Source organism: Paraburkholderia sp. 40 (assembly GCF_050434105.1).
Taxonomy (GTDB): domain Bacteria; phylum Pseudomonadota; class Gammaproteobacteria; order Burkholderiales; family Burkholderiaceae; genus Paraburkholderia; species Paraburkholderia tuberum.
The window spans coordinates 3,581,137-3,606,782 of sequence record NZ_JBNPVY010000004.1; the positions used below are offsets into that span (position 1 = coordinate 3,581,137).

Annotated in this window: 19 protein-coding genes; 5 read left to right on the plus strand and 14 right to left on the minus strand. The window is 64.8% G+C overall.

The genetic code is table 11. The annotated features are described in order from the left end of the window. Window positions 1-66: 66 nt before the first annotated feature. From OKW28_RS38555 to OKW28_RS38575, 5 genes are all read right to left on the minus strand, one after another. Window positions 67-1,068 carry a TIM44-like domain-containing protein gene (locus OKW28_RS38555; protein ID WP_429453234.1) on the minus strand — a complete coding sequence of 334 codons (1,002 nt, stop codon included), beginning with the start codon at window positions 1,066-1,068 and terminating at the stop codon, window positions 67-69. A 37-nt stretch (window positions 1,069-1,105) separates the two neighbouring features. Continuing rightward, window positions 1,106-1,837, minus strand: a complete 732-nt coding sequence (gene ubiE, locus OKW28_RS38560) for a bifunctional demethylmenaquinone methyltransferase/2-methoxy-6-polyprenyl-1,4-benzoquinol methylase UbiE (RefSeq protein ID WP_429453236.1) — start codon at window positions 1,835-1,837, stop codon at window positions 1,106-1,108. A 66-nt stretch (window positions 1,838-1,903) separates the two neighbouring features. Beyond that, complete coding sequence (locus tag OKW28_RS38565) at window positions 1,904-2,317, minus strand: gamma-butyrobetaine hydroxylase-like domain-containing protein (RefSeq protein ID WP_429453238.1); 414 nt, start codon at window positions 2,315-2,317, stop codon at window positions 1,904-1,906. Between the two features lie 97 nt (window positions 2,318-2,414). Continuing rightward, entirely contained in the window at window positions 2,415-2,843 is a 429-nt protein-coding gene (locus OKW28_RS38570; protein ID WP_429453240.1) for an HIT family protein, read from the minus strand. Window positions 2,844-2,876: 33 nt separating this feature from the next. After that, window positions 2,877-6,983 carry a DUF3683 domain-containing protein gene (locus OKW28_RS38575; RefSeq protein ID WP_429453242.1) on the minus strand — a complete coding sequence of 1,369 codons (4,107 nt, stop codon included), beginning with the start codon at window positions 6,981-6,983 and terminating at the stop codon, window positions 2,877-2,879. A gap of 502 nt (window positions 6,984-7,485) precedes the next feature. Between OKW28_RS38575 and ilvA the strand changes: the two genes are divergently transcribed. From ilvA to queF, 3 genes are read left to right on the plus strand one after another with little or no spacing between them, the layout of a single operon-like run. Next, window positions 7,486-9,051 (plus strand): threonine ammonia-lyase, biosynthetic, encoded by a 1,566-nt coding sequence (gene ilvA / locus OKW28_RS38580; RefSeq protein WP_429454595.1) that lies wholly within the window; start codon window positions 7,486-7,488, stop codon window positions 9,049-9,051. Between the two features lie 23 nt (window positions 9,052-9,074). Beyond that, window positions 9,075-9,977 carry a 5'-nucleotidase gene (locus OKW28_RS38585; protein ID WP_429453244.1) on the plus strand — a complete coding sequence of 301 codons (903 nt, stop codon included), beginning with the start codon at window positions 9,075-9,077 and terminating at the stop codon, window positions 9,975-9,977. After that, on the plus strand, window positions 9,974-10,798 hold the full coding sequence (queF, locus tag OKW28_RS38590; RefSeq protein ID WP_429453246.1) for an NADPH-dependent 7-cyano-7-deazaguanine reductase QueF: 825 nt from the start codon (window positions 9,974-9,976) through the stop codon (window positions 10,796-10,798). The genes OKW28_RS38585 and queF overlap by 4 nt, the downstream gene beginning before the upstream one ends. Window positions 10,799-10,890: 92 nt before the next feature. Here the strand turns inward: queF and OKW28_RS38595 are convergent, their stop codons facing one another. The 3 genes from OKW28_RS38595 to OKW28_RS38605 form a co-directional block, all read right to left on the minus strand. Continuing rightward, the gene (locus OKW28_RS38595; protein WP_008923846.1) at window positions 10,891-11,277 is read right to left on the minus strand and encodes a RidA family protein; all 387 of its coding nucleotides are present in this window, start codon (window positions 11,275-11,277) and stop codon (window positions 10,891-10,893) included. A gap of 71 nt (window positions 11,278-11,348) precedes the next feature. Continuing rightward, entirely contained in the window at window positions 11,349-12,830 is a 1,482-nt protein-coding gene (locus OKW28_RS38600) for an N-acyl-D-amino-acid deacylase family protein (protein WP_429453248.1), read from the minus strand. A 3-nt stretch (window positions 12,831-12,833) separates the two neighbouring features. Further along, window positions 12,834-13,724, minus strand: a complete 891-nt coding sequence (locus OKW28_RS38605) for a MurR/RpiR family transcriptional regulator (RefSeq protein WP_429453250.1) — start codon at window positions 13,722-13,724, stop codon at window positions 12,834-12,836. 155 nt (window positions 13,725-13,879) lie between these two features. Here OKW28_RS38605 and OKW28_RS38610 point away from each other — a divergent pair, with 155 nt between their 5' ends. Next, window positions 13,880-15,157, plus strand: a complete 1,278-nt coding sequence (locus OKW28_RS38610; protein WP_429453252.1) for an amino acid deaminase — start codon at window positions 13,880-13,882, stop codon at window positions 15,155-15,157. Between the two features lie 104 nt (window positions 15,158-15,261). On the opposite strand, the gene OKW28_RS38615 is transcribed toward OKW28_RS38610, so the two are convergent. Further along, entirely contained in the window at window positions 15,262-15,762 is a 501-nt protein-coding gene (locus tag OKW28_RS38615) for a MarR family winged helix-turn-helix transcriptional regulator (RefSeq protein WP_429453254.1), read from the minus strand. Between the two features lie 30 nt (window positions 15,763-15,792). Further along, window positions 15,793-17,388 carry an MDR family MFS transporter gene (locus tag OKW28_RS38620; RefSeq protein ID WP_429453256.1) on the minus strand — a complete coding sequence of 532 codons (1,596 nt, stop codon included), beginning with the start codon at window positions 17,386-17,388 and terminating at the stop codon, window positions 15,793-15,795. A 137-nt stretch (window positions 17,389-17,525) separates the two neighbouring features. Here OKW28_RS38620 and OKW28_RS38625 point away from each other — a divergent pair, with 137 nt between their 5' ends. After that, a complete protein-coding gene (locus OKW28_RS38625) occupies window positions 17,526-18,365 on the plus strand; it encodes an EcsC family protein (RefSeq protein ID WP_429453257.1) in 840 nt (279 codons plus the stop codon). On the opposite strand, the gene OKW28_RS38630 is transcribed toward OKW28_RS38625, so the two are convergent. The 4 genes from OKW28_RS38630 to aqpZ form a co-directional block, all read right to left on the minus strand. Next, a complete protein-coding gene (locus OKW28_RS38630) occupies window positions 18,332-19,300 on the minus strand; it encodes an alpha/beta hydrolase (protein ID WP_184067089.1) in 969 nt (322 codons plus the stop codon). The two genes, OKW28_RS38625 and OKW28_RS38630, sit on opposite strands and share 34 nt — an antisense overlap. Window positions 19,301-19,443: 143 nt before the next feature. Next, window positions 19,444-19,878, minus strand: coding sequence for a CHRD domain-containing protein (locus tag OKW28_RS38635; protein WP_429453260.1), 435 nt, complete (start codon window positions 19,876-19,878; stop codon window positions 19,444-19,446). Window positions 19,879-20,327: 449 nt separating this feature from the next. Further along, on the minus strand, window positions 20,328-24,740 hold the full coding sequence (locus tag OKW28_RS38640; protein ID WP_429453262.1) for an ATP-binding protein: 4,413 nt from the start codon (window positions 24,738-24,740) through the stop codon (window positions 20,328-20,330). A gap of 149 nt (window positions 24,741-24,889) precedes the next feature. Further along, entirely contained in the window at window positions 24,890-25,636 is a 747-nt protein-coding gene (gene aqpZ / locus OKW28_RS38645; protein WP_429453264.1) for an aquaporin Z, read from the minus strand. Between the last annotated feature and the right edge of the window lie 10 nt (window positions 25,637-25,646).

Below are 25,646 nucleotides of genomic sequence, written 5' to 3' on the forward strand. Positions count from 1 at the left end.
AGGTCACGAATCGCTATGCCGTGGCCGGCTCTTTTCGAGGCAAACGCGACTCGATGCTTCGGCATGTCAGTGTTGCTCGACCTGCTGGATGCCGGCAAGCAGCCAGCCTTCGCCAGTGCGGTTCGCCTTCGTCAGATTCCAGACTTCGACGAACGGCTCGGCCGCCGCGCCCGGCTCCTCGCGGATCAAACCGGAGAAGCGCACGCTCGCGAAGTATTCGTTCGCGCGCTCCTCGACGCCGAGCAGCTCGGCGTTCAACTGCACGACGTCGGTCTGGGTCGGCTGCGTGCCGCGCGACGCGAGATCGACGCGCACTTCGGCGAACATTTCCGGCGTCGTGAATTCGCGGATGTCCTCGACGTTGCCGACGTCCCACGCGGCCTGCAGACGCACGAAGTACACCTTCGCGTTACGCAGAAACGCTTCCGAATCGAAGCCGGCCGGCACCGACGGCGTCGCGCCGAGCGATGGCGTGGTCAACGGGTTGCCCTGCGGTTCGAGATACGAGCCGGTGGGCGGCGCCGTGTAACGCGGCTCCTGAATATAGTCAGTGCCTTTCGTGTTCAGCGACGGCGCCGTGCCCGCGTAGGCAGGCTGCGCCGCATCGCGCTTACGGCCGGTGAAGCGGCGGATGAGCCAGATCACCACAATTGCGATCAACGCGATCACGATCACGTTCGCGAGCATGCCGGCGAACGCCTCGCCGAGCCCGAAATGCGACAGCAATGCGGCGATGCCGAGACCGGCCGCGAGACCGGCGATTGGCCCGAGCCAGCGATTGCGGTTCGGTGCGGCGGGCGGCGTGGGCTTAGTCGCAGGCCCCGGCTGCGCGCTTTGCTGCGTGGCCTGATTGTTCTGCGCCGGCTGGGACGGCGGCGGCGTCTGGCGCTGCTGCTGCAGACTGTTCGATTGACGGCCGAAGCTGCGGCCTCCGCCCATGCGGCGTGCTTCGGCGTCGAGAGAGGCAAGAGTGCCGGCCATCAGCAGACCGACCATCGCGATCAGTCCGATTCTTCTCGCCAGCGACCCCTTAACCTTACGAGTAGATAACAAATTCGAATCGGACATTTCGCACTTTCCTTTAAAAATCGATGGGTTAGGGACTCTAGTATTTGATCCCCACATGCAAAGCTACCACGCCAGCTGACAAATTGTAATATTTGACGCCGTCGAGACCAGCTTGTTCCATCATGGTTTTCAAAGTTTGCTGGTCCGGATGCATGCGGATCGATTCCGCCAGGTACTGGTAGCTTTCCGCGTCCTTGGCGAAGCGCTCGCCGAGCCACGGCAACACCTTGAACGAATACAGATCGTAGACCTTCTTCAGCGGATCCCATACCTTCGAGAACTCGAGCACGAGCAGCCGCCCGGCCGGTTTCAGCACACGACGCATCTCGGCGAGCGCGATGTCCTTATGTGTCATGTTGCGCAAGCCGAACGCGACCGTCACGACGTCGAAGTAGTTGTCCGGAAACGGGATTTTCTCGGCATCGCACAGCAGCGTCGGCGTGATGATGCCCTTGTCGAGCAGCCGGTCGCGGCCCACGCGCAGCATCGATTCATTGATGTCGGTATGCCAGACCTCGCCCGTTTCGCCCGCCTGTTTCGCGAATGCTTTCGACAGGTCGCCCGTGCCGCCCGCGATGTCGAGCACCTTGTAGCCCGGCCGCACGTTCGCCTGGGCGATCGTGAACACCTTCCACGCCCGGTGCAATCCGCCCGACATCAGGTCGTTCATCAGGTCGTAGTTGGCGGCCACCGAGTGGAACACCCCCGCCACCTTCTGCGCCTTGTCCTGTTCGTCGACCGATTGAAAGCCGAAGTGGGTTTTGCTCATCGCGCTCGTCCTTTCGCGTGTTCTTGAATGTTGCGCCGCTCGAGCGGCGTTCGGGGGCGAATCGTATCAGTGACAGTGCCCGTGCGCAGCCGCGGCGGGCACCATCGGCGTGTCGCGGTCGATGCCGGCCGCTGCCAGTTTGGCGAGATACGCGCGCCAGAGTTCATCCTGACGCACGGCCATGTCGTACAGCAGGTCCCACGAGTAGATGCCGGTGGCGTGTCCATCGGAGAAGGTCGGTTGCAGCGCGTAATTGCCGACGCCTTCGATCATCGTGATCGTCACGTCGCGCTTGCCGGTCTGCAGGGTTTCCTGGCCGGGCCCGTGGCCCATCACTTCCGCCGACGGCGAATATACGCGCAGCAGTTCGAACGGTAGCCGATACGCTCCGCCGTTCGCGTACTGCAGTTCGAGCACGCGCGACTTCGAATGCACGATCACGCCTGTCGGCACCGGCGTCTCGGGAGTCAATCCGCTCATGTTGGCCTCATCAGATAACGGCGGGTGATAACGTCGGATTGGCCGCCTCGCACGCCGACGGCAGTCCGGCGATACGCGGCGACGGGTTCAGCGACGCTCAGCCCAGCACCTGTTCGATTTCCTGCCGCACGGCTTCGCGCAGCAGCGTGGCTTGCGCGCGGCGCGACGACAACATCGCTTCGGACACCGTGCGCTGGCGCGGCGCCCAGATCGGCAGGGGGAAATGCGCGTCGTTCGAGAAACGCGGAATCACGTGCCAGTGCACGTGCGGCACCTGGTTGCCGAGGCTCGCGAGATTGACCTTCGCGGGCTGCATCACGCGTCGCTGCGCACGCTCGACCGCGTACACGGCCTTCATCACGTGATCGCGCTCGTCGGCAGAAAGATCCGAAAACTCGGCGACGTGAGCGTTCCAGATGACCCGGCAAAAGCCCGGGTAGTCGTGTTCGTCGGCGAGGACGACTCGCAGCGCGTCGTCCTGCCACAGCACATCGCCGCCGTCTTCACGGCAAAAAACGCAGTCCATCGTCGTCCTCGGCAAAAATCCTTGGTCGTGCCATTAAACCAGCACGCGCTCGATTCCGCCATTGTTCGCCCGTTGAACGTAGTCCGCCATCCAGTTTTCGCCCAGCACGTGACGTGCCATCTCGACCACGATGTAGTCCGCCTCGGTACCCGCGTCTTCGTTGTAGCGCGACAGCCCTTGCAGGCACGACGGGCAACTCGTGAGGATCTTCACGTCGGTCACGCCCGCGTTTCCGGAATTGGGCTGCGGACCGTCGCCGGCCTTCAGCACCGAACCGTTCGACGCGCCCGCGGCGCCGGCCGATGCATTGGCCGGATTGATCGCGTTCGCGCCCGCTTCGGCGACGAGAGGAATGCCGCGCAGCTTCGCCGCGCCCTTGCGGATCTCTTCTTCCTTGCGGAAGCGCACCTGAGTCGAGATGTCGGGACGCGTGACCGCGAGCGTGCCCGATTCGCCGCAGCAGCGGTCGTTCTTCTCGATCTTGTAGCCGTCCTGCTCCGAACCCATCAGCTGATTGACGAGCTTGACCGGGTCCATCGTCTTGATCGGCGAATGGCACGGGTCGTGATACATGTAGCGCACGCCGTTCACGCCATCGAGCTTGATGCCTTTTTCCAGCAGATACTCGTGGATGTCGATGATCCGGCAGCCCGGGAAGATCTTTTCGAATTCGTAACCGGCGAGCTGGTCGTAGCACGTGCCGCACGACACCACCACCGTCTTGATGTCGAGGTAGTTCAGCGTATTGGCGACGCGGTGGAACAGCACGCGGTTGTCGGTGACGATCTGCTCGGCTTTGTCGTACTGCCCCGAGCCGCGCTGCGGATAGCCACAGCACAGGTAGCCCGGCGGCAGCACGGTCTGCACGCCCGCCTCCCACAGCATTGCCTGGGTCGCGAGACCAACCTGCGAGAACAGCCGCTCGGAGCCGCAGCCCGGGAAGTAGAACACCGCTTCGGTGTCGGCGGTGGTCGTCTTCGGATTGCGGATGATCGGGACGATCTTGTTGTCCTCGATATCGAGCAAGGCGCGCGCGGTCTTCTTCGGCAGGTTGCCCGGCATCTTCTTGTTCATGAAGTGGATCACCTGCTGCGTGATCACCGGCTTGCCGACCGTGGCGGGCGGATGCGCGGTCTGCTTCTTCGCGAACTTCTTCAGCACTTCATTGCCGAGGCGCTGCGCCTTGTAGCCGACGCCCATCATCGCGGTGCGCGCGAGGTTGATGGTCTGCGGGTTGGTCGCGTTCAGGAAAAACATGCCCGCGGCGTTGCCCGGGTTGAACTTCTTCTTGCCCATCTTGCGCAACAGGTTGCGCATGTTCATCGTCACGTCGCCGAAGTCGATCTTCACCGGGCACGGCGTCACGCACTTGTGGCAGACAGTGCAGTGATCGGCGACGTCGTTGAACTCGTCCCAGTGCTTGATCGACACGCCGCGGCGCGTCTGCTCTTCGTACAGGAATGCCTCGACCAGCAAGGACGTGGCGAGAATCTTGTTGCGCGGGCTGTACAGCAGGTTCGCGCGCGGCACGTGGGTCGCGCAGACGGGCTTGCACTTGCCGCAGCGCAGACAGTCCTTGATCGACTCGGAAATCGCGCCGATATCGGACTGCTGCATGATCAGCGATTCGTAGCCCATCAGGCCGAAGCTCGGCGTGTACGCGTTGCGCAGGTCCGCGCCTTCGAGCAGCTTGCCCGCGTTGAAGCGGCCATGCGGATCGACGCGCTGCTTGTACTTGCGGAATTCGCCGATCTCGTCGTCGGTCAGGAATTCGAGCTTCGTGATGCCGATGCCGTGCTCGCCGGAGATCACACCGTCGAGCGAACGCGCGAGCTTCATGATGCGCGCGACCGCCGTGTGCGCGTCCTGCAGCATCTCGTAGTTATCGGAGTTGACCGGCAGGTTCGTGTGGACGTTGCCGTCGCCCGCGTGCATGTGCAGCGCGACGAACACGCGCCCGCGCAGCACCTGCTTGTGGATCGCCTGGGCTTCGTCGAGGATCGGCTCGAACTCGCCGCCGTTGAAAATCTGCCGCAATTCGGCGCGGATTTCCTGCTTCCACGACACGCGAATCGTGCGGTCCTGCGCGAGGTGGAACACGGTTGCGTCGGGTTGCGCGTCGACGCGGTCGGCGAACTTTTCGGCGAGCGATTCGTAGCCGAGGCCGACCAGGTAGTGCTGCGCCTCGCGCAGCGACAGGTCGAGCTTGCCGCGCACGAATTGCCAGCGCGTGCGCACACGCGCGAGTAGATCGAGCGCCTGCTGCACGCGGTCTTCGAGCAGCTCGGCGCTCGGGATTTCGTTCGCGTCGTCGCTCCTGCCGAGCGGCAGCTTGCCGCCCTTGAAGAACACTTCGAGCGCGTCGACCAGTTGCAGCTTGTTCTTCAGCGACAGCTCGATGTTGATGCGCTCGATGCCGTCCGTATATTCGCCCATGCGGTCGAGCGGAATCACGACGTCTTCGTTGATCTTGAACGCGTTGGTGTGCTTGGCGATCGCGGCGGTGCGGCTGCGGTCGAGCCAGAAGCGCTTGCGGGCCTCGGCGCTGATGGCGACGAAACCTTCGCCGCTCTTGCCGTTGGCCATGCGCACGACTTCCGAGGTGGCCTGCGCGACCGCGTCCGCGTCGTTACCGACGATATCGCCGATCAGCACCATCTTCGGGAACGCGTTGCGTTTGCTCTTGGTCGCATAGCCGACCGCGCGCAGATAGCGCTCGTCCAGATGCTCGAGACCCGCGAGAATCGCGCCGCCCTGGCGCGACGTCTCGAACAGATAGTCCTTGATCTCGACGATGCTCGGAATCGCCTCGCGCGCCTGGCCGAAGAACTCGAGACAGACTGTGCGCGTATGCGCGGGCATCTTGTGCAGCACCCAGCGCGCGGACGTGATGAGGCCGTCGCAGCCTTCCTTCTGCACGCCCGGCAGACCGGCGAGGAATTTGTCGGTGACGTCCTTGCCGAGGCCTTCCTTGCGGAACACGCGGCCCTTGATGTCCAGCGCTTCGGTGCGCAGCAGCTTCTCGCCCGCCGCGTAGTTGCCGTCGAACCATTTGAGCTCGAAACGCGCGACTTCGATGTCGTGGATCTTGCCCATGTTGTGCTCGAGACGCGTGACTTCGAGCCAGTTCCCTTCCGGGTCGACCATGCGCCACCACGCGAGGTTGTCAAGCGCCGTGCCCCACAGCACCGCCTTCTTGCCACCCGCGTTCATCGCGACGTTGCCGCCGACGCAGGACGCGTCGAGCGAGGTCGGGTCGACCGCGAACACGAAGCCGGCCTGCTCGGCCGCTTCGGTCACGCGGCGCGTGACGACGCCCGCGCCCGAGAAAATCGTCGCGACCTTGCGATCGACGCCCGGCAGCTGGGTCATTTCGACCGGGCCGAGCTGTTCGAGCTTTTCGGTGTTGATGACGGCCGAGAACGGCGTGAGCGGCACCGCGCCGCCCGTGTAGCCGGTGCCGCCGCCGCGCGGAATCACCGTCAGCCCGAGTTCGAAGCAGGCCTTGACCATGCCGGCGATTTCGGCCTCGGAGTCCGGCGTCAGCACGACGAACGGGTATTCGACGCGCCAGTCGGTCGCGTCGGTCACGTGCGAGACGCGCGACAGGCCGTCGAACTTGATGTTGTCTTTCTGCGTGACCTTGCCGAGCACGCGCGTAGAACGGCGGCGCAGGTCGTAGGTCTGCTGGAATTCGCTGGCGAACTCGTCGATCGCGCGGCGCGCGGCCTGCACCAGCTTTTCGACGCGCGCGGCGCGCTCGACGCCGGCTTCGTCGCCGTGTTCGCGCAGATCGGCGCGGCGGCGCTTCTCGATTTCGGCGAGACGGTGATTGAGCGCCTCGATCAGAAGCGCGCGGCGCTTCGGGTTGTCGAGCAGGTCGTCCTGCAGATACGGATTGCGACGCACGACCCAGATATCGCCGAGCACTTCGTACAGCATGCGCGCCGAGCGGCCGGTACGGCGTTCGGCGCGCAGTACGGCGAGCGCGTCCCAGGCGTCGTTGCCGAGCAGGCGGATGACGATTTCGCGGTCGGAGAACGACGTGTAGTTGTAGGGAATTTCGCGCAGACGCGCTTCGGGATCGGCGGCCACCGCGCCGGCGGCGCCGTGCGGATCGAAAACTTGAGGTGCGTTCATGGTTGGACGACTCGGTAGGTCAGCCTGGCGCACTCGTCACGAGGCGTCGGCGGACAATGCGCGTGGGGCGCAATGCTTGAAATCTTCTAGTGCTTCAAGGGGAGCGAGCACGACCGGCGGCCAACTCACGGCGGTCGCTTCGCGGCACTCAGAGACAGCTACACGATCGCGCGTGGCGGACATGCCGTTCCGCCGCGGGGCAGGATTCGCGCGGGACGGGCATTAAATGGGCGATCCGAGGCTGCCAGTGCATCTTCCGATCCTTATTCCAAAACGAAATTCTACCGCATCATTCCCCCACGCGTTGACGGTGGGAATCGGGCGGCGGCGGGGGTTCGGAGGTTTTGGCGATGAATCCGGCGGCGTTTTCGCATACCGTCCATTGACCGGCCGGACGGTTGGCCGAGCTTCGATCGCGCGATTCCGATACGGCCCGGTTAAGTGCACGGCACCCGTCCGCGGAGCGCGCGCAACGGCCAGAGCGGGCACCGTTGGCGCTATCATTGACGTCTTCCCGTTTTACACAGCGCACCGCGCCACCCGCATGGCTTCCCACGATTACCTGAAAAAGACTCTGACCGCGCGCGTTTACGACGTGGCGCGCGAGACCGAACTCGAACGCGCGCCGAACCTGTCGGCGCGGCTGCGCAACCCGGTCTATCTGAAGCGCGAGGACAACCAGCCGGTGTTCTCGTTCAAGCTGCGCGGCGCATACAACAAGATGGCGCATATTCCGGCCGAGGCGCTCAGTCGCGGCGTGATCACCGCGTCGGCGGGCAATCATGCGCAGGGCGTGGCGTTATCGGCGGCACGCATGGGCGTGAAGGCGATCATCGTCGTGCCGGTGACGACGCCGCAGCTCAAGGTCGACGCGATCCGCACGCACGGCGGGCCGACCGTCGAGGTCGTGCAGTTCGGTGAGTCGTATAGCGACGCCTATGGTCACGCGGTCAAGCTGCGGGAAGAGCGCGGCCTGACCTTCGTGCATCCGTTTGATGACCCCTACGTGATCGCCGGCCAGGGCACCGTCGCGATGGAAATCCTCAGCCAGCACCAGGGGCCGATTCACGCGATCTTCGTGCCGATCGGCGGCGGCGGTCTCGCGGCCGGTGTCGCCGCATACGTGAAATCGGTGCGCCCCGAGATCAAGGTGATCGGCGTGCAGACCGACGATTCATGCGCGATGGCCGCGTCGTTGAAGGCGGGCGAGCGCGTGACGCTGAACGAAGTGGGCCTGTTCTCCGACGGCACCGCGGTGAAGCTCGTCGGCGAAGAAACCTTCCGTCTGTGCCGCGAATATCTCGACGAAGTGCTGCTCGTGAACACCGATGCGCTGTGCGCCGCGATCAAGGACGTGTTCCAGGACACGCGCAGCGTGCTCGAACCGGCGGGCTCACTCGCGGTGGCCGGCGCCAAGCAGTATGCCGAACGGGAAGGCATCGAGAACCAGACGCTGATCGCGATCACGTCGGGCGCGAACATGAACTTCGACCGCATGCGCTTCGTCGCCGAACGCGCGGAAGTGGGCGAAGCGCGCGAAGCGGTCTTCGCGGTGACGATCCCCGAAGAGCGCGGCAGCTTCAAGCGCTTCTGCGAGCTGCTCGGCACGCGCAGCGTCACCGAGTTCAACTACCGGATCGCCGACGCGAACTCGGCGCATATTTTCGTCGGCGTGCAGATCCGCAATCGCAGCGAATCGGCGCAGATCGCCGGCGCCTTCGAAGCGCACGGTTTTGCCACCGTCGACCTGACCTTCGACGAACTGTCGAAGCAGCACATCCGCTACATGGTCGGCGGCCGCTCGCCGCTCGCGCGCGACGAACGACTGTTTCGCTTCGAGTTTCCGGAACGTCCGGGCGCGCTGATGAAATTCCTGTCGTCGATGGCGCCGAACTGGAACATCAGTCTGTTCCACTACCGCAACCAGGGCGCGGACTACAGCTCGATTCTGGTCGGCATTCAGGTGCCCGGGAGCGACCACGCGGCGTTCGAGCGCTTCATCGAAACGCTCGGCTATCCGTGCTGGGAAGAGACGAAAAATCCGGTCTATCGTCTCTTCCTCGCCTGATCTCTTCGAACCGGAACGCAACGATGGCGCTTTCGCTCGTCGACAAACTGGTGGTCGCAATCTCGTCGCGCGCACTGTTCGACTTCGAGGAAGAGAACCGTGTCTACGAGGCCGGCGACCTGAAGGCTTACGAAGCGTTGCAGCGCGAGCGTCTGAACGTGCCCGCGAAACCGGGCGTCGCGTTTCCGCTGATCCGCAAGCTGCTTGCGCTGAACGCCGGCGGTCATCGCGTCGAAGTGGTGATCCTGTCGCGCAGCGATCCGATCAGCGGTCTGCGCGCGTTTCATTCCTGCCGCGAACACGGGCTCGCGATCGAGCGCGGTGTGTTCACGCGCGGCCGCGCGCCGTTCGCTTATCTGAAGCCGCTGAACGCTTCGCTGTTTCTGTCGGCGAATCAGCAGGACGTGCGCGATGCGCTCGCCGCTGGCTTCCCAGCCGCACGCGTGTTGCCGGAATCGGCGAAGATGGCGAGCAAATACCCGGACGAAATCCGCATTGCGTTCGACGGCGACGCGGTCTTGTTTTCCGACGAAGCGGAACGTATCTTCCAGCAAGACGGCCTGCGCGCGTTCGTCGGTCACGAGATCGACAACAAGCATCTGCCGCTCGCGGACGGTCCGCTCAAACCGCTGCTCGAAGCACTGCACCGGCTGCAAAAACTCGCGGACGCGGCGGCGCCGATGCGCATTCGCACGGCGCTGGTGACGGCGCGCTCGGCTCCCGCGCATGAGCGCGCGATCCGCACCCTGATGGCATGGAACATCGAAATCGACGAAGCGATGTTCCTCGGCGGCCTCGACAAAAGCGCATTTCTGCGCGAGTTCGAGCCCGACTTTTTCTTCGACGACCAGATCGGCCACTGCGAATCGGCCCGCGTCGTAACTGCGACCGGGCACGTGCTGAGTGGCATCGTGAACGCATCATGACACCCGAACAATCCCCGCTCGGCAAGTCCTCGACTTACACCGAACAATACGATCCGACGCTGCTGTTTCCGATTGCGCGCAGCAATGCGCGCGAGGCGATCGGCATTACCGCGCGACTGCCGTTTTTCGGCACCGACATCTGGAACGCCTACGAGCTGTCGTGGCTGAACGCGCGCGGCAAGCCGCAGATCGCCGTCGCGACGTTCTTCGTGCCGGCCGACTCGCCGAACATCGTCGAGTCGAAATCGTTCAAGCTGTATCTGGGCTCGTTCGCGCAGACCGCGTTCGACTCGGCCGAGAGCGTGCGCGACACGATCAGGCGCGACGTGTCCGCGTCGTGCGGCGCGACCGTGTCGGTACATCTGAGCACGCCGCACGAATTCGGCAAGCTGAAAATGGAAGAATTCGACGGTCTGTCGCTCGACCGGCTCGAACTCGAGGCGAGCGTCTATCAGCCGGACGCGTCACTTTTGAGCGCGGCGCGCGACGAAGCGCCGGTCGCGGAAACGCTGTTCTCGAACCTGCTGAAGTCGAACTGCCCGGTGACCGGTCAGCCGGACTGGGGCAGCGTGCAGATCCACTACACCGGCCCGCAGATCGATCACGCGGGCCTCTTGCGATACATCATCTCGTACCGCAATCACACCGGGTTTCATGAGCAATGCGTCGAGCGAATCTTCGTCGACATCATGAAGATGTGCAAACCGCTGAAGCTCGCCGTGTATGCGCGCTACACGCGCCGCGGCGGGCTCGACATCAACCCGTTCCGCACCAACTACAACCTGCCGATGCCGGACAACATGCGGCTCGCGCGGCAGTAACTCCAACACAAAAAACAGCGGTAAACGCGACGAGGGCGCCGCAGGCCATCACGACCTGCGGCGCCCTCGTCACATGAAAGCCATCAAAGCGATCAGGCCGCCGGCTTCTTATAAGCGACGCAATCCACCTCGACCTTGCAGTCAATCACCATCGACGACACCACGCACGCGCGCGCCGGCGGATTCTCGCCGAAATACTCGCGAAACACCTTGTTGAACGACGCGAAGTCGCGCGGATCGTCGAGCCACACGCCGCAACGCACGACGTGCTCGGCGCCATAGCCCGCTTCCTTCAGGATCGCGAACACATTCTGGATCGCCTTGTGCGATTGCTCGACGATGCCGCCGTTGATCACTTCGCCGTTTTCCATCGGCGTCTGGCCCGACACGAACAGCCAGCCGTCCGCCTCGACCGCGCGCGCGAACGGCATCACCTGACCGCCCGTTCCCTTTCCGCCTTCCACGCCATATCGCTTCATCGTCACACTCCTTAAAAAGTCGGGCACGCGCGGCGCCCTCGCCGCGCGTGCCGCCATCAATCGATAAAAAATCAGAACGCGCCCTGCGCATCGCCCTTCGACGGCGCGCCGCGCGTGACGAACCGGCCAGCCCGCTCGCCCGTCACCGCGCCATCGCGATACGACAGCACGCCGTTGACCCACACCGCGTCGATACCGGCAGCGGGCTGCTGGGGCTTGTCGAACGTCGCCACGTCATGCACTTTCGCCGGATCGAACAGCACGAGGTCGGCGTGATAGCCGATATGCACTTCGCCGCGTTGCGCGAGTCCGAAGCGGCGCGCGGACAGGCTCGTCATCTTGCGCACCGCTTCCTCGAGCGGCAGCAAAGCGGCATCGCGCGCATAGTGACCGAGCACGCGCGGAAACGCGCCCCACAGCCGCGGATGCGGCAGCGGATCGTTCGGCAGGCCGTCGGAACCGACCATCGTCGCCGGATGCGACAGGATGCGCCGCACGTCGTCTTCGGACATGTTGTGATAGACCGCGCCGGCCGGCTGCAGGCGCTTGCCCGCCTCCTGCTGCGAGACGCCCCATTCGGCCGCGACTTCCTTGATCAGCTTGCCCGCCATTTCCGGATGCGGCTCGGACCACGTGATCGTGATGTCGATGTCGCCTGTCACCTGCTTCAGATCAAGCGTCGACGAGCTGCGGTTGTACGGATAGCAGTCGCAACCGACCGGCTGCCCGCCGCGCGCGCCTTCGAGCGACTTCAGCACCTCGACGCTGCGCCCCCAGTTCGACGGCCCCGCGCACTTCAGATGCGAGATCACGACCGGCACACGCGCATGACGACCGACGCGGTAGGCCTCGTCCATCGCGTCGAGAATCGCGTCGAACTCGGTGCGCATATGGGTCGTGTACAGCGCGCCCGCGGCCGCGAGCGGCTCGGCGAGCGCCATCACTTCCTCGGTCGGCGCGGCGAACGCCGAACCGTATGCGAGCCCCGAGCTGAGACCGAGCGCGCCGTGCGCGAGCGCTTCCTCCAACTGCACGCACATGCGCTCGATTTCCTCGGCAGTCGCCGCGCGATCGAGCCGGTCCATCTGGTTGTTGCGCAACGCCGTGTGGCCGATCAGCGCGCCGACGTTCACCGCCGGCCGCGCGGCGTTCACCGCGTTCACATAGTCGGCGAAGGTCGGGTACTGGAACGCGTCGCGCTCGCCGAGCAGGTTCATCGGATCGGGCGGATCGCCCTTCAGCGATACCGGCGACGCGCTGATCCCGCAATTGCCGACGATCACCGTCGTCACGCCCTGGGTGATCTTCGGCAGCATCTGCGGCGAGCGGATCACATGCGTGTCGTCGTGCGTGTGTACGTCGATGAAGCCCGGCGCGAGCGCGCGCCCCTCGGCCTCGATCACCTCTTCGGCGAGCCAGTTCGACAGATTGCCGATCGCGGCGATGCGCCCGTCGCGGATCGCCACGTCGCGCTCGACGGGAGCCGCGCCCGTGCCGTCGTACAGTTGCGCGCCGACGATCAGCGTGTCGGCGGCTTCGGGATGCGAATGCATGGATCAATCTCCTAACGGTTGTCGATCGCCGCCGCCGCGGTGCGCGTCGAGCGCGTGCTTCATGCGGCGCAGCAATTCGCGGCTCTCGTCGCCCTGACTGACGGCGAGTTCGGTGACGAGCACATCGAGCGCCATCATCATCGCGTAACGGGACGACGACGGCTTGTAGATGAAATCGGTTTCGAACGCGACGATCGGGATCAGCCAGTTGGCGAGCTTCGCCAGCGGCGACGCGGGCGCCGTCAGCGCGACCACCGTCGCACCGTAGCTGCGCGCGATCTTGCAGTTCTCGACCATCTCGGGCACGCGCCCCGTGGTAGACAGCGCGATCACGACGCACTCGCGCGACACCGTGCTCGCCACCATGCGCTGCAACAGCCCGTCCTGATAGGTTGCGACCGGGCGGCCGAGGCGCACGAGCCTGAAACGCATTTCGTCAGCGAGCGCGGTCGAGCCGCCGCCCATGCCGAACACGTAGATCATGCGCGCATTGCGCAGCGCGGTCGCCGCTTCGGCGAGCGGCGCCTGGCGCAGCAGTTGATGATTGTGCGCGAGCGCCGTTTGCAGCTCGTCGAAGACGCGCGTGGCGATCGGCTCGGGTGCGTCGCTTGCGGAGTCGCGCTCGAGAAACCGCTGACCGACCGCGGCCGCCTGCGCGAGTCGCAGCTTGAGTTCGCGCACGTCGCGGCAGCCGACCGCCTTCGCGAAGCGCGTGACGGTCGCGATGCTGACCTCGGCCTGCTGTGCCAGCGCGCCGATGCTCGCGCGCGACGCGCCGGTCAGATCGTCGAGGATCAGCGCGGCGACCTTGCGTTCGGCCGAGCGCAACTCCGGCGCGCACTCGGCAATGCGCGCGACGATGTCGAAAGCGAGCGGTTCGGCGCTACGGTTCATGGCAGGCGGTGGGGTTCGCGGCACGGCTTTCGCGGCCCTTTGCGGCGGCCTTCGAAACCCATGGTACTAAATAACATTCTTTCAGACATCGTACTTTCGGTAACATGGTAAAGTCAAATCTGACTCAATTTACCCGGACGATGGAGCACGGAGACATGAAAGTTACAAACTATCAGGGCGCGACGATTGATCCTTATAGCAAGGGCTTGGGCATGGTTCCGGGCACGAGCGTCCAGCTGAAGGACGCCGCGCGCCTCGAGTGGAACCTGCTCGCCGAGGACGTCAGCCTGCCGGCTGCCGTACTGTACGAGGATCGCGTCGAGCACAACCTGAAGTGGATGCAGGCGTTCGTTGCCGAATACGGCGTCAAGCTCGCGCCTCACGGTAAGACCACGATGGCGCCGCAACTGTTTCGCCGTCAGCTCGAAACCGGTGCGTGGGGCATCACGCTCGCCACCGCTCATCAGGTGCGCGCGGCGTACCACGGCGGCGTCTCGCGCATCCTGATGGCGAATCAACTGGTCGGCCGTCACAACATGACGATGATCGCCGAATTGCTCAGCGATCCGGATTTCGAATTCTTCTGCCTCGTCGATTCGGCTGAAGGCGTCGAGCAACTCGGCGAATTCTTCACCTCGGTGAAGAAGCCGCTGCAGGTGCTGCTCGAACTCGGCGTGCCGGGTGGACGCACCGGCGTGCGCGACGATGCGCAGCGCAACGCGGTGCTGGACGCGATCGCGCGTTATCCGGACGTGCTGAAGCTCGCGGGGGTCGAACTGTACGAAGGCGTGCTGAAGGAAGAACCCGAAGTGCGCGCGTTCCTGCAAGGCGCGGTTGCGGTCACTCGCGAACTTGTTGAGCAGGGGCGTTTTGCGCGCTCGCCGGCGGTGCTCTCGGGCGCGGGATCGGCATGGTACGACGTGGTCGCCGAAGAGTTCGCGCAGGCGACGCAATCCGGCAAGGTCGAGGTCGTGCTGCGTCCCGGCTGCTATCTGACGCACGACGTCGGCATCTATCGCAAGGCGCAGACCGACATCTTCAAGCGCAATCCGGTCGCGAAGAAAATGGGCGAAGGCTTGCTGCCGGCGCTGCAATTGTGGGCGTACGTGCAGTCCATTCCCGAGCCGGATCGCGCGATCATCGGCCTCGGCAAACGCGACTCCGCGTTCGACGCGGGCATGCCGGAGCCGGCGCGCCACTATCGCCCGGGCCAGCAAGCGCCGCGCGACATCGCCGCGAGCGAGGGCTGGGAAATCTTCGGTCTGATGGATCAGCACGCGTATCTGCGGATTCCCGCCGGCGCCGATCTGAAAGTGGGCGACATGATCGCGTTCGACATCTCGCATCCGTGCCTGACGTTCGACAAGTGGAAGCAGGTGCTGGTCGTCGATCCGCAGTATCGCGTGAAGGAAGTGATCGAGACGTTCTTCTGATCGGACCACGCCGCGCTGACTGAAGCGCGATCTGTTCCACTAAACAAAAAGGCTGTTCGCCCTTGGGCTCACAGCCTTTTTTATCGCCACGCGCGGACTAAAAATCACATGCGCTGCGCCGCCTCGTCGCCAGCGGTCTCCTGCGGCGCGGCGGCCACAGTCGCGGCGCCGGCGTTGGCCGTCACCTCGCCGATCCGCGTCTCCAACATTTTCAGCGCGCTCGACAACGCCGCGAGCGCCTCATCCGGCAACCCGGCCATCGTGTTGTGCAAGAACGCGTTGCGACGCGGCAGGCTCGCTTCAGTCGCGGCGTGGCCCGCTTCGGTCAGGCGCACGTTGGTCACGCGGTTATCGCGCGTATCCATGCTGCGCGCGATCCAGCCCAACCCTTCGAGCGCCTTCAGCTGTCGCGTGAGCGCGCCAGGATCGACGCGCAACCGCTCGACGAGCCGCTTCTGCGACGACTCGCCGGCCTGCTCGCGCAGCGCGAGCAGAATGCGCCAGCGTGGCAACGGATGCCCCACCTGGGCCTCGAATGCCGACATGAACGCCCGATACGTGCGACCAAATTGCTGCATGACGGCGACGCGGTCCTGTTCTTCCATAATCTGCCTGTCCAACACCAAGTTCAAAAATCAGTCTGCGTGAATCACCGGCTCGAGCTTGCGCTGCAGCTTGATCGGCGGCACGCGGCGGGTTTGCCACACCGACACGACGGCGATCACCGCGGCCATCGCGAGACCCAGATGAATCGCCCCGACCAGCGCCTCGCGCGCACTTTCGAGCAACATCGCGCCGTTGTGGCCAGCATGGGTCAACTGGTCGACGAGCGTGGTCTGCGCATCGCGGTTGATCAGGATCTGCGGATCGCCGAGATCGGCGAACCAGTGCGACGCGCCCGCGCCTTCGAGCGCATTGCGCACACCGCTCTTGTACATGTGGGTCACGAGCGTGCCGGTCAGCGCCGTGCCGATCATGCCACCGATCATCCGCAGCGACTGCAGCAGCGCGGTCGCGATGCCGAGGTGTTCGCGGCCTGCGGTCTGCTGCGCGAAGATCGTCAGGTTCGGCATCACGAAGCCGAGCCCGAGGCCGCCGACGACCATGAACGACATCAGCACCCATTGCTGCATCGAACGGGTCGCGACGACGATGCCAAGGCATGACAGCGCGACCATCGCAAAGCCGATGTACAGCATCAGGTTCGGATTCTTCACCCGCGACACGACGCGCCCGTTCGCGATACTGCCGATCGTGATGAACACGACGAGCGGCGTGATCACGAGGCCCGCCTCTTTCGGCGACATGCCGAAGCCGCCCTGGAACAGCAGCGGTGCGTAGAACAGCAGCGAGAACATCGTGAAGCCGCCGAGCACGGCCAGCGTGAACAGCGCGGCCAGACTGCGGTTGCGGAACATGTCGACGGGCAGGATCGCGGTCGGGCAACGCTTTTCCCATTTCCACAGCGTGACGGCCGACGCGACGGCGAGCCCGAGCAGCGCGAACGCGCTCAGCGTGATGCCGTGCTTCGGCAGCAATTCGACGAACAGTTGCAGTGAGCCGAGCGCGATCGCGATCAGCAGCGCGCCGGGCCAGTCGAGCCGCATTTTGCCGGTATGTTCGACGTGCCGCAGATGCGGCAGGAAACGCCAGACGAAAAACAGCGACAGCAGCCCGACCGGCAAATTCACATAGAACACCGAGCGCCAGCCGTAGTACTGCGTGAGAAAACCGCCGAGCGACGGGCCGACCGCATTGGCGATGCCGAACGCCGAGCTCATCAGCACCTGCCAGCGCAGCCGCACGACGGAATCGGGGAACAGATCGGGAATGCATGCGAACGCGGTGCCGACGAGCATGCCGCCGCCAATGCCCTGCAACCCGCGCGCGAGCACGAGAAACAGCATGCTGTTGGCCGCGCCGCACAGCACCGAGGCGGCGGTAAACACGACGATCGACGCAATCACGAACGGCTTGCGCCCGTAATAATCGCCAAGCCGCCCGAAAATCGGCACGGTGATCACCGAGGTCAGCAGATACGAGGTTGCGACCCATGCGTACAACTCGAAGCCTCGGAGTTCGGACACGATGGTGGGCAGCGCGGTGCCGACCACGGTCTGGTCGAGCGCGACCAGCATCGTGACGAACGAGATGCCGAGCATGGCCAGCAGGGATTCGCGGAACGGTAAGACTTGCCCACTCGAATGGTGGGCGGCGGTATGGACAGCCATTTTTGATGGAGCAAAAGTTGACATGTCAAAAGATTGGGGATCATACCATGGTGCGACGCTCCAAGCGGGACGGAACGCGTCTTGCAACGCGGTAGACTGACTCCACGTACCCAAGACACGACATGCCAGGGAGGCCCATGCAGCTGAGTTCGCTCGCAGCACCATCCTTATCGGAGCAGGATCTCGCCGCGCTGCGGCGCGCGAAACACCAGCTCGAAAGCCCCGCGCTCACGATGAAGCTCGCGAGCGTCGTCGGCGCGCCGATCGAGAAGCTGCTGTCGCGCATTCCGGCGTTCGCCAATCAAAAAGTGTCCGATGCGACGCAGGCCGCGTTGCGCAAATGTCTGTCGATCGCGCTACGCACGCTCGGCCGGCGCGACGACGCCAAGCTTCTCGCGCCCGACAAGCCGAACAACCTGCTGCACAAGTTCGCGGTCGCGACCACCGGCGCGGCCGGCGGCGCGTTTGGATTGGTCGCGCTGCCGGTCGAGCTGCCGGTCACGACTACGCTGATGTTCCGCTCGATCTGCGACATCGCGCGCAGCGAGGGCGAGGACCTGACCTCGGTCGACACGCAGCTGCAATGCCTGACCGTGCTCGGCATGGGCGGTACATCGAGCGAGGACGACGACGCCGACCTCGGCTACTTCTTCATGCGCGGCGCGCTAGCGCAGGCGGTGTCGAAGGCGTCGTCCGAGGTGGCCAGCAAGGGCTTCACGACCCACGGCTCGGCGGCGCTGCTGCGGCTACTCAACGCGATCGCCGCGCGCTTTTCGGTGCAGGTCAGCGAACAGATCGCCGCCAAATCGATTCCCGCGATCGGCGCGGTGCTCGGCGCGATGGTCAACACCGTGTTTATCGATCGCTTCCAGCAGGTCGCGCACGGGCACTTCACCGTGCGGCGGCTCGAGCGGCAATACGGCCAGCAAACGATCGAAGCCGTCTATCGGACGCTCGACGTCACGCTCGACGCCTGAGCCCTGTTCGCGGCGCGGCTCGTCGCACGTCGCACGAACGCCGCCGCGCGATCGAGCGCGCGGTTCGCCTCCGGCATGAACGGCGCGAACATCGGCCACACGTGCGGCAGGTTTTTCCACACTTCGCATTCACAATCGACTCCTGCCGCGTGTGCATGGTCGGCGACGCGGCGCGCGTCGTCGAGCAGCACCTCGGTGCTGCCCGCCTGCAAGAACAGCGGCGGCAGACCGCGTAGGTCCGCGTAGACCGGCGACGCGTACGGATGCGTGGCCGGCGCGTCGCCGAGATAGACCTTGGCCGCGCGCTCGATCGAGGCGCCACAGAACATCGGATCGACGCTGTCGTTGGTGCGCAGGCTCGCGCCGGTCGTTGCCAGATCGGTCCACGGCGAGAACAGCAGGCCGCCAGCGGGCATCGGTGCGCCGGCGTCGCGCAGCGCGACCAGCGTGGCGAGCGCGAGGCCGCCGCCGGCCGAGTCGCCGGCGACCACGATCGAGCTCGGCGCGATGCCCATCGCGAGCAGCTGTCGATAGGCGGCGGTGGCGTCGTCAAGCGCGGCCGGAAAGCGATGCTCGGGCGCGAGGCGGTAGTCGAGGGAGAAGAGCCGCGCGTCTGCGCGGGTAGCGAGAGCAAACGTTAGCGACCGATGCGTGCGCGGCGAGCAGAAGTAGTAGCCTCCGCCGTGGCAATACAGCACCGTCGGCTCCGCGCCGCCGGCCGTGCCGCCGTCCACGCGTTCCAGCCATTCGCCGACGAGCGGCGCCTCGCCCGCGCCATACGTTTCGCGAAGATGCCAGCCGCGCGGCACGCGTGGCGACCACACCCGCTTCGAGGTCAGCGCGCGCGCCCGCTCGACGTTGATAGACGGCTTGAGGGTTTCGGGCCGGAACTGCCTGCGCAAATACCAGCAAGCGAGCGCGCTTTGCCAGCTCATCGGGACATGCTCCTTCGTTGAAGTCCCGTCATGGTACGGGCGGTGGCGGGGGCGCCGTTGGTTGGCGGGTTCTAACGGTGTGAAGCTGCTTTTGGCCGCGGCACTCGCGCTCGGCCCACGCGACGCACACGCGAGGCCCACGCCTAGTTCGCCGGCAACACCTGCCCGCGAATTTCGCCCGTCGGATTCTGCGCGGTATGAACATTGAAGTACCACTGCCCCGCCATCAGATCCGTGACCTGCTGCTCAGTCAGCTTCGCCGTGCCTTTGATCGGACTCGCGAGGCCATTCTTCTCGATCGGCACCTGGACCTTCGCGTTCTGGCCAACCGGCGCGGGACCGTGGAAATGCGCGGCGGTGACCGGACCGCTCAAGCCTTCGTAAGTAGCAGTCCACTGCAGCGATTGGGTGGATGTGTCGAAGGTCGCATTCAGCACGCCGTGCCCGTGACTCACGCGCGGCGGCACTTCGCTCGACGGCTGGAGATCCGCCTTCAGCGCAACCGTATCCGCGAACGCAGCGCCCGACGCAAGCGCCCACACCACCACGGCCAGATTCAATTTTCGCAGCGAAATCATGGTCTTCTCCGGACATTGACGCGCCGCCGCGGCACCCGTGTCGGCCGTGCGGAGCTTCCACATACTAGTGCAAATCATTTGGAGCCGGTGAGGTTGGGATGGTGGCTTGCGCGGGCCGCTTTAATTCGAACCGGACTGTGATTGAAACAGAAGGCCTGATGGGCAACGTGCGCATTGCGCACAGGCGTTCGTCACGATATGCCTAAAATACCGGCAAAAACGTAGTGCGAAATCGTTTTAATCGATTTAATCGAAAAGTTAATTGCGCGATTTGTAATGAATAAATGACGCTGTTCCTGGTATGCTTCGATTTGCGAGAAGTGACTCCTTCATCGAAGGATGTCTCCAAATCTTTAACGCGGCTTCGGCCGCGTTTTTTTTTCGTCCCGATTTTGGTCGCGGCCGTTTGAATCGGCCGCGTATTCGCACGAGGTCACCGCCCGCCGCAGCTAGGCGAGCAATGCGGCCTGCTGTTCGATGCCATCGAGCATCGCCTCGCATTGGCGGATTAGCGCATGCCCCTCGTTACGCAACTGCTCGGGCGACTTCGCGACAATGTCGCGACGATAGGCTTCGAGCACGTGTACGAGCGGCTGATACTGCAGCACGCTGGCCGCCCCCATCACCCGATGCAGCCACTCGGGCACCCGCCCCGTGTCCGCGCGTTCGAGTAACGTCGCAAGCGCGTTGAAGTCTTCGCGCATCGACGAGACGAATGAACCGAGCAACGCCTTGACCGTCGACTCGCTTCCCCATAACTGCGTCATGTGTGCCAGTTCGATGGGCACGTACGGTTCGACACCGACGCGCTGCGTGATCTGCCGCTCGCCGGCCGGCGCAGACGATTCGCGACCGCATGTTTCTGCCGGCACGGGGTGCCGAACGGTGTCGGTGCCAAACCAGCGGCTCAGGTAGTCGCGCAACGTGGCGAGCCGAGTCGGCTTGATCAGACTGTCGTCCATGCCGGCTTCGCGGCACAGCCTCAGGTCGTCGGGCGCGGTGTTGGCCGTGATGCCGAGTATCGGCAGACGCTGCGCGCCGCCGCGCAGTGCCTCCGCTTCGCGGATACGGCGAGTCAGTTCGTAACCGGACAGGTTCGGCATGTGACAGTCCGTGATCAGGCAGCCATAGCTCGTGCGCTCGAGCGCGAGAAGCGCTTCGGCGCCGTCGTTCGCGACGTCGCACGCGAACCCCAGCAGGGCGAGTTGATGGCGGATCAACTCCTGATTGACTGGGTGATCTTCCGCGACAAGAATCAGTCGCCCGCTCGCGATCGCGCGTTCACGATCAGGCGGCGGCGCGACGCCATCGGTCGAGAACGGCACGCCTGGCGCTCGCGGTACCATCGGGGACATCGACGACAGGCCCGTCATCGCGGCCGCGCATGCGGCGCCGAGGCCGCGCCACGAAATCGGATTGATGCTCACGCGCACCTTGTCGTCGAGGATGCGGTAACCCGTCGGCATCGGCTTTTCGGTCAGCGTGACGACACGCGCATTTGCGCCGATCTGTACGGGCAACGTGACGTCCTCGCCGACGAACATCATATCCGCGCGGCTCAGCACGTCGCTTTTGCCCTGCGTCGCCGCAGCGGCCGAGAGGCGGCGCAGTTCGAGCCCGAGCGCCTCGCCGAAGTGTGCGAGAGCGCGGCCGATGCGCGGATCTCGCGTGATCACGACGGCGCGTTTGCCGCGCAGACCGTTGATCGAATAACGCCGTTCGACGATCGGCATCGTCAGCCGCACGATCATCCTCGTGCCGTGGCCGGGTTCGCTGCGCAGCGCGAGCGTGCCGTTCATCAGGTCGATCAGCTTGCGGCAGATCGTCAGCCCAAGGCCCGTGCCGCCGAAGCGCCGCGTGGTGGACGACTCAGCCTGCACGAACGGCTCGAACAGGCCCGCCTGCACATCCGGCGCGATGCCGATGCCGGTGTCCTCAACGGTCAGCTCCAACGTCTGCGAGTCCGCGCGATCCTGGACGACCGCTACGCTCACACCCACCTCGCCCTTCGGCGTGAACTTGATCGCATTGCCGAGCAGATTGAACAAAATCTGGCGCAGACGCACGCTGTCGCCACGGAGCGTCGCGGCGGCGTCGGTCGCGATGTTGACGCGCACTTTCAGCCCTTTTTCGTGGGCGCGCCCCGCGAGCAGGCCGACCGCGTTATCGACGAGCTCGCGCAGATCGATCGGCTCGGCTTCGAGCGTGAGCCGCCCCGCCTCGATCTTCGAATAATCGAGCAAATCATCGAGAATCTGCAGCAGCGCGCCCGCCGACTCATGGATCATGCCGAGCATTTCGCTCTGATCGGTACTGAGCGGCGTGCGCTCGAGCACTTCGACGAGACCGAGCACACCGTTCATCGGGGTGCGGATCTCGTGGCTCATCATCGCGAAGAAGTCGTCCTTCGCGCGCGAGGCCGCCTCGACCACATCGCGTGCCCGCGCGAGTTCCTCCGAACGCGCGCGCTCGACGCTCGCATCGACCCAATAGCCGCTCCAAACGACGCTGCCATCGGCTTCTCGCCGCGGCACCAGCTCAGCCCGCACCCACTTTAGTTGACCGGCGTTTTCGAGGCGGAACTCCATATGCACTGGGCAGGCGCAGCTCGCGGAACGCTCGAGTTCGGCGAGAACGCGCGGCCGATCCAGCTCCGACACTCGTTGGAAATCGACTCGTGCTCGCCCCTGCCAATCACCCTCGCCGAGCAGATGCCGCGTGTCGCCGCCGATGTACGGGAAGGAATACGCGCCGGACGGCGAGCGCCGCAACTGGAACACGACGGCGGGCAACGAGCGCGTGACGTCGAACAGGCGCCGTTCGGTTTCGCGCGCGCGCATTTCAGCGCGCCGGATGTCGGTGATGTCGACCATCGTGCCAAGCACGTACGCCGGCTGCCCATCGCTGGCCTCGCAGACGCTCGTCCAGAAAATTCCATGCCGCGTCTCGCCAGCGCCGTCCTCGAACTCGAGTTCGACTTTCGCGATGCCGCCGCCGCGCAGGATCTCGCCCGTGATGTCGTCGAGCACGCGGCTGTTTGCGTCGCCCCATGTGCCGACCTCGGTCGTCGTGCGCCCGAGCACGTCCTTCCGCTCCAGTCCGCACGCTTTCTCATAGGCCTCGTTGATCGCGATGTACCGTCCGTCCAGGCCTTTCGCGATGAGCGGATACGGCACCGTCTTCATCATCGTTTCCTGGAAGTTCAATTGCAGTGCGAGTTCGCGCTCGGTCTGCTTGCGTAGCCGGACTTCGCGTTGCAGCAGCACGTACGCGCGCAACGTGACCAGCAGCACGACGCCGATGCCGATCAGCACCGGCAGCAGCCGCACCGCAGTCACGCTCCATACGGCGTTGTCCGGCGCGGCGGGACTCACCCACTTGCGCCGGATGCGCTGCTTTTCGGCTGCCGGCATCGCCTGCAACGCGCGATCGATCAGTTCGACGAGCGGGCTCAGATCCTCGCGCACAGCAAAATACAACGAGTCGGATTCGCCGAGCGAGTCGAGCACCCTGAGCGCGCCGACGTAGTGCTGCCGCAGTTGCACGTTGATCGCGGCAGCGTTGCCGACCAGCACGTCGGCCTCGCCGCTCGCGACCATGCGCATCGCCTCGCCCAGGCTCGCCGCGACGACGATGTGATCGACCGGCACCGTTTCCAACGCGAGCGGCACCGAGCCGGCCACATGCGGCGACATCACGACGCGGCACGACGTGATGTCGTCGAACGAGCACGGGGGCGGCGCGCCGCTCCGCCCGACGATCACCAGCGGATCGCTCTCGTACACACGGCTATGGTCGGCGCCTACCAGAAGCGCGCCGCGACTCGATGTGGAGGACAGCATCGCGAGGTCGCCACGCTGGAACGCTTCGACGGCGGCGGCCCAGTCGGCCATGCGCGCGCGGTTGAACACGACACCGAGCGTGCTGCTCAGGTACGCGAGGTAATCGGCGGTCAGACCGACGGGGCGACCTGCGGAATCAACATAGCTGAACGGCGCCCAGTCGTTGTCGAAGCCGACCTGCAACGGCGGCAGCGAACGCAGCCAGTTCTTCTCTTCCGGCGTCAACGTGAAGCGTGCTGCATGCGGCGTGGGCGCCGCGTTGAAGTTGCCGGACAGCCAGCGCGCGCGTATCGCGGCGGCCTCGGCAGGATTCATCGACACGAGCGCGCGGTTCAACTGATCGCGCAAAGCAGGCTGGCGAGGCGATACGGCAAAGCGCAGGTCGAGCGCTTTGCCGCCTTGCTCGAACGCTACGCGCAGATTGCGATACGCGTCGGTCGCCAGTTCGTATTGCACGACCGGCGTGAAGCCGAAGTAGACGTCTGCATCGCCATGCAGTAGCGCGTTCAGCGCTTCGTGCGTGCTCGCGAACGAGACGATACTCGCGCGAGGAAAACCTGCGCGCAACAAACGCTCACGCGCAAAACCGCGCTCGATCGCGATACGCGCGCCAGCGAGGTCGGTGGGGTTCACATGCCGGGCGTCGTCGCGACGCACGACGGCCGAGGCGAACGAGTGGAAGTAAGGAGCCGTAAAGCTGAGGCAGCGCTCGCGCTCCGGCGTGCGCGCTATGCTCATCAGCAGGTCGACCTCGCCGGCGCAAGCCGCGGCGACCAGCTTGGCCATGTCGGAAAAGCTCTTCGTCTCGATGACGACGTTCGGCCCCACGAGCGCGCGCAACAGGTCGCCGCTGACGCCGGCGAGCCGGCCGCCCAGCGGAATGTCGAACGGCGCCCAGCCTCCTTCGAGAATGCCGACCGTCAATCTGGCAGGAAATGCAATGGATGACGACGCGGAAGAACCCGCTCCCACTGCGGAAATTACGGGTGGCTGTGACGCAGCGCCGGCAGGTCCGGCCATGCAGACCGCATCCGTAACCGCCAGCAGAAAAAACGCGAGCCAATGCGTCATTGAGTGGCGCGGCGAGCGCGGCCAAAGACACCGCAACAAACGCCGCAGCCCCAATGTCAGCACCGCATCGACCGGAAGCGGTGAGTACCGTCCCTCGCTCACGAAACGTCACCCTGCCCGTCCACCAACGACACCGAAGACGAATCGGCTCCGCCGTCCAGAAACGAGAACAGCACGCCAGCCGCGATTGCTCCGGCCAACGGCGCGGCCCAGAACAGCCACAACTGATCCAGCGCCCAGTTGCCGACGAACAGCGCCTGCGCGGTCGAGCGTGCGGGATTGACCGCTCCATTGGTGATCGGAATGGACACCAGGTAGACGAGCATCAGACATGCGCCGGTGATGAACGGCGCAATCGTTGCCACCTCTTTTCGAACGACGACCAGCAGGCATGCTCCGACAAACACGAACGACAGCACGAATTCCACGACGAGCGCCGTATGCAATGGATAGTCGGCGGGCGAATGAGCGCCGAAGCCGTTCGCCGCGAATTCACTCGCGGAGAGTTCGAAACCTGGCCGGCCGCTGGCGAGGCAGGCGAGCAGCGCCGCGGCGACTATTGCGCCCCAGATTTGCGCAGCGATATAGGGCAAGACATCACGCACGGGAAAGCGCTGCGCGATCGTCAGGCCGATGGTGACGGCAGGATTGAAATGCGCGCCGGAAATCTTGCCGAAGGCATAGCTGCCGGTGGCGAGCGCAAGACCGAACGCCAACGACATTTGCAACGCGCCAGTGCCCTGCAGCACGCCTGTGGTGTCTAGCACCGTACTGCCGCAGCCGACGAACACGAGCCAAGCCGTACCCACACCCTCGCTGCACAATCGCTTGCCTAGCGCAACCATCTCTATCCCG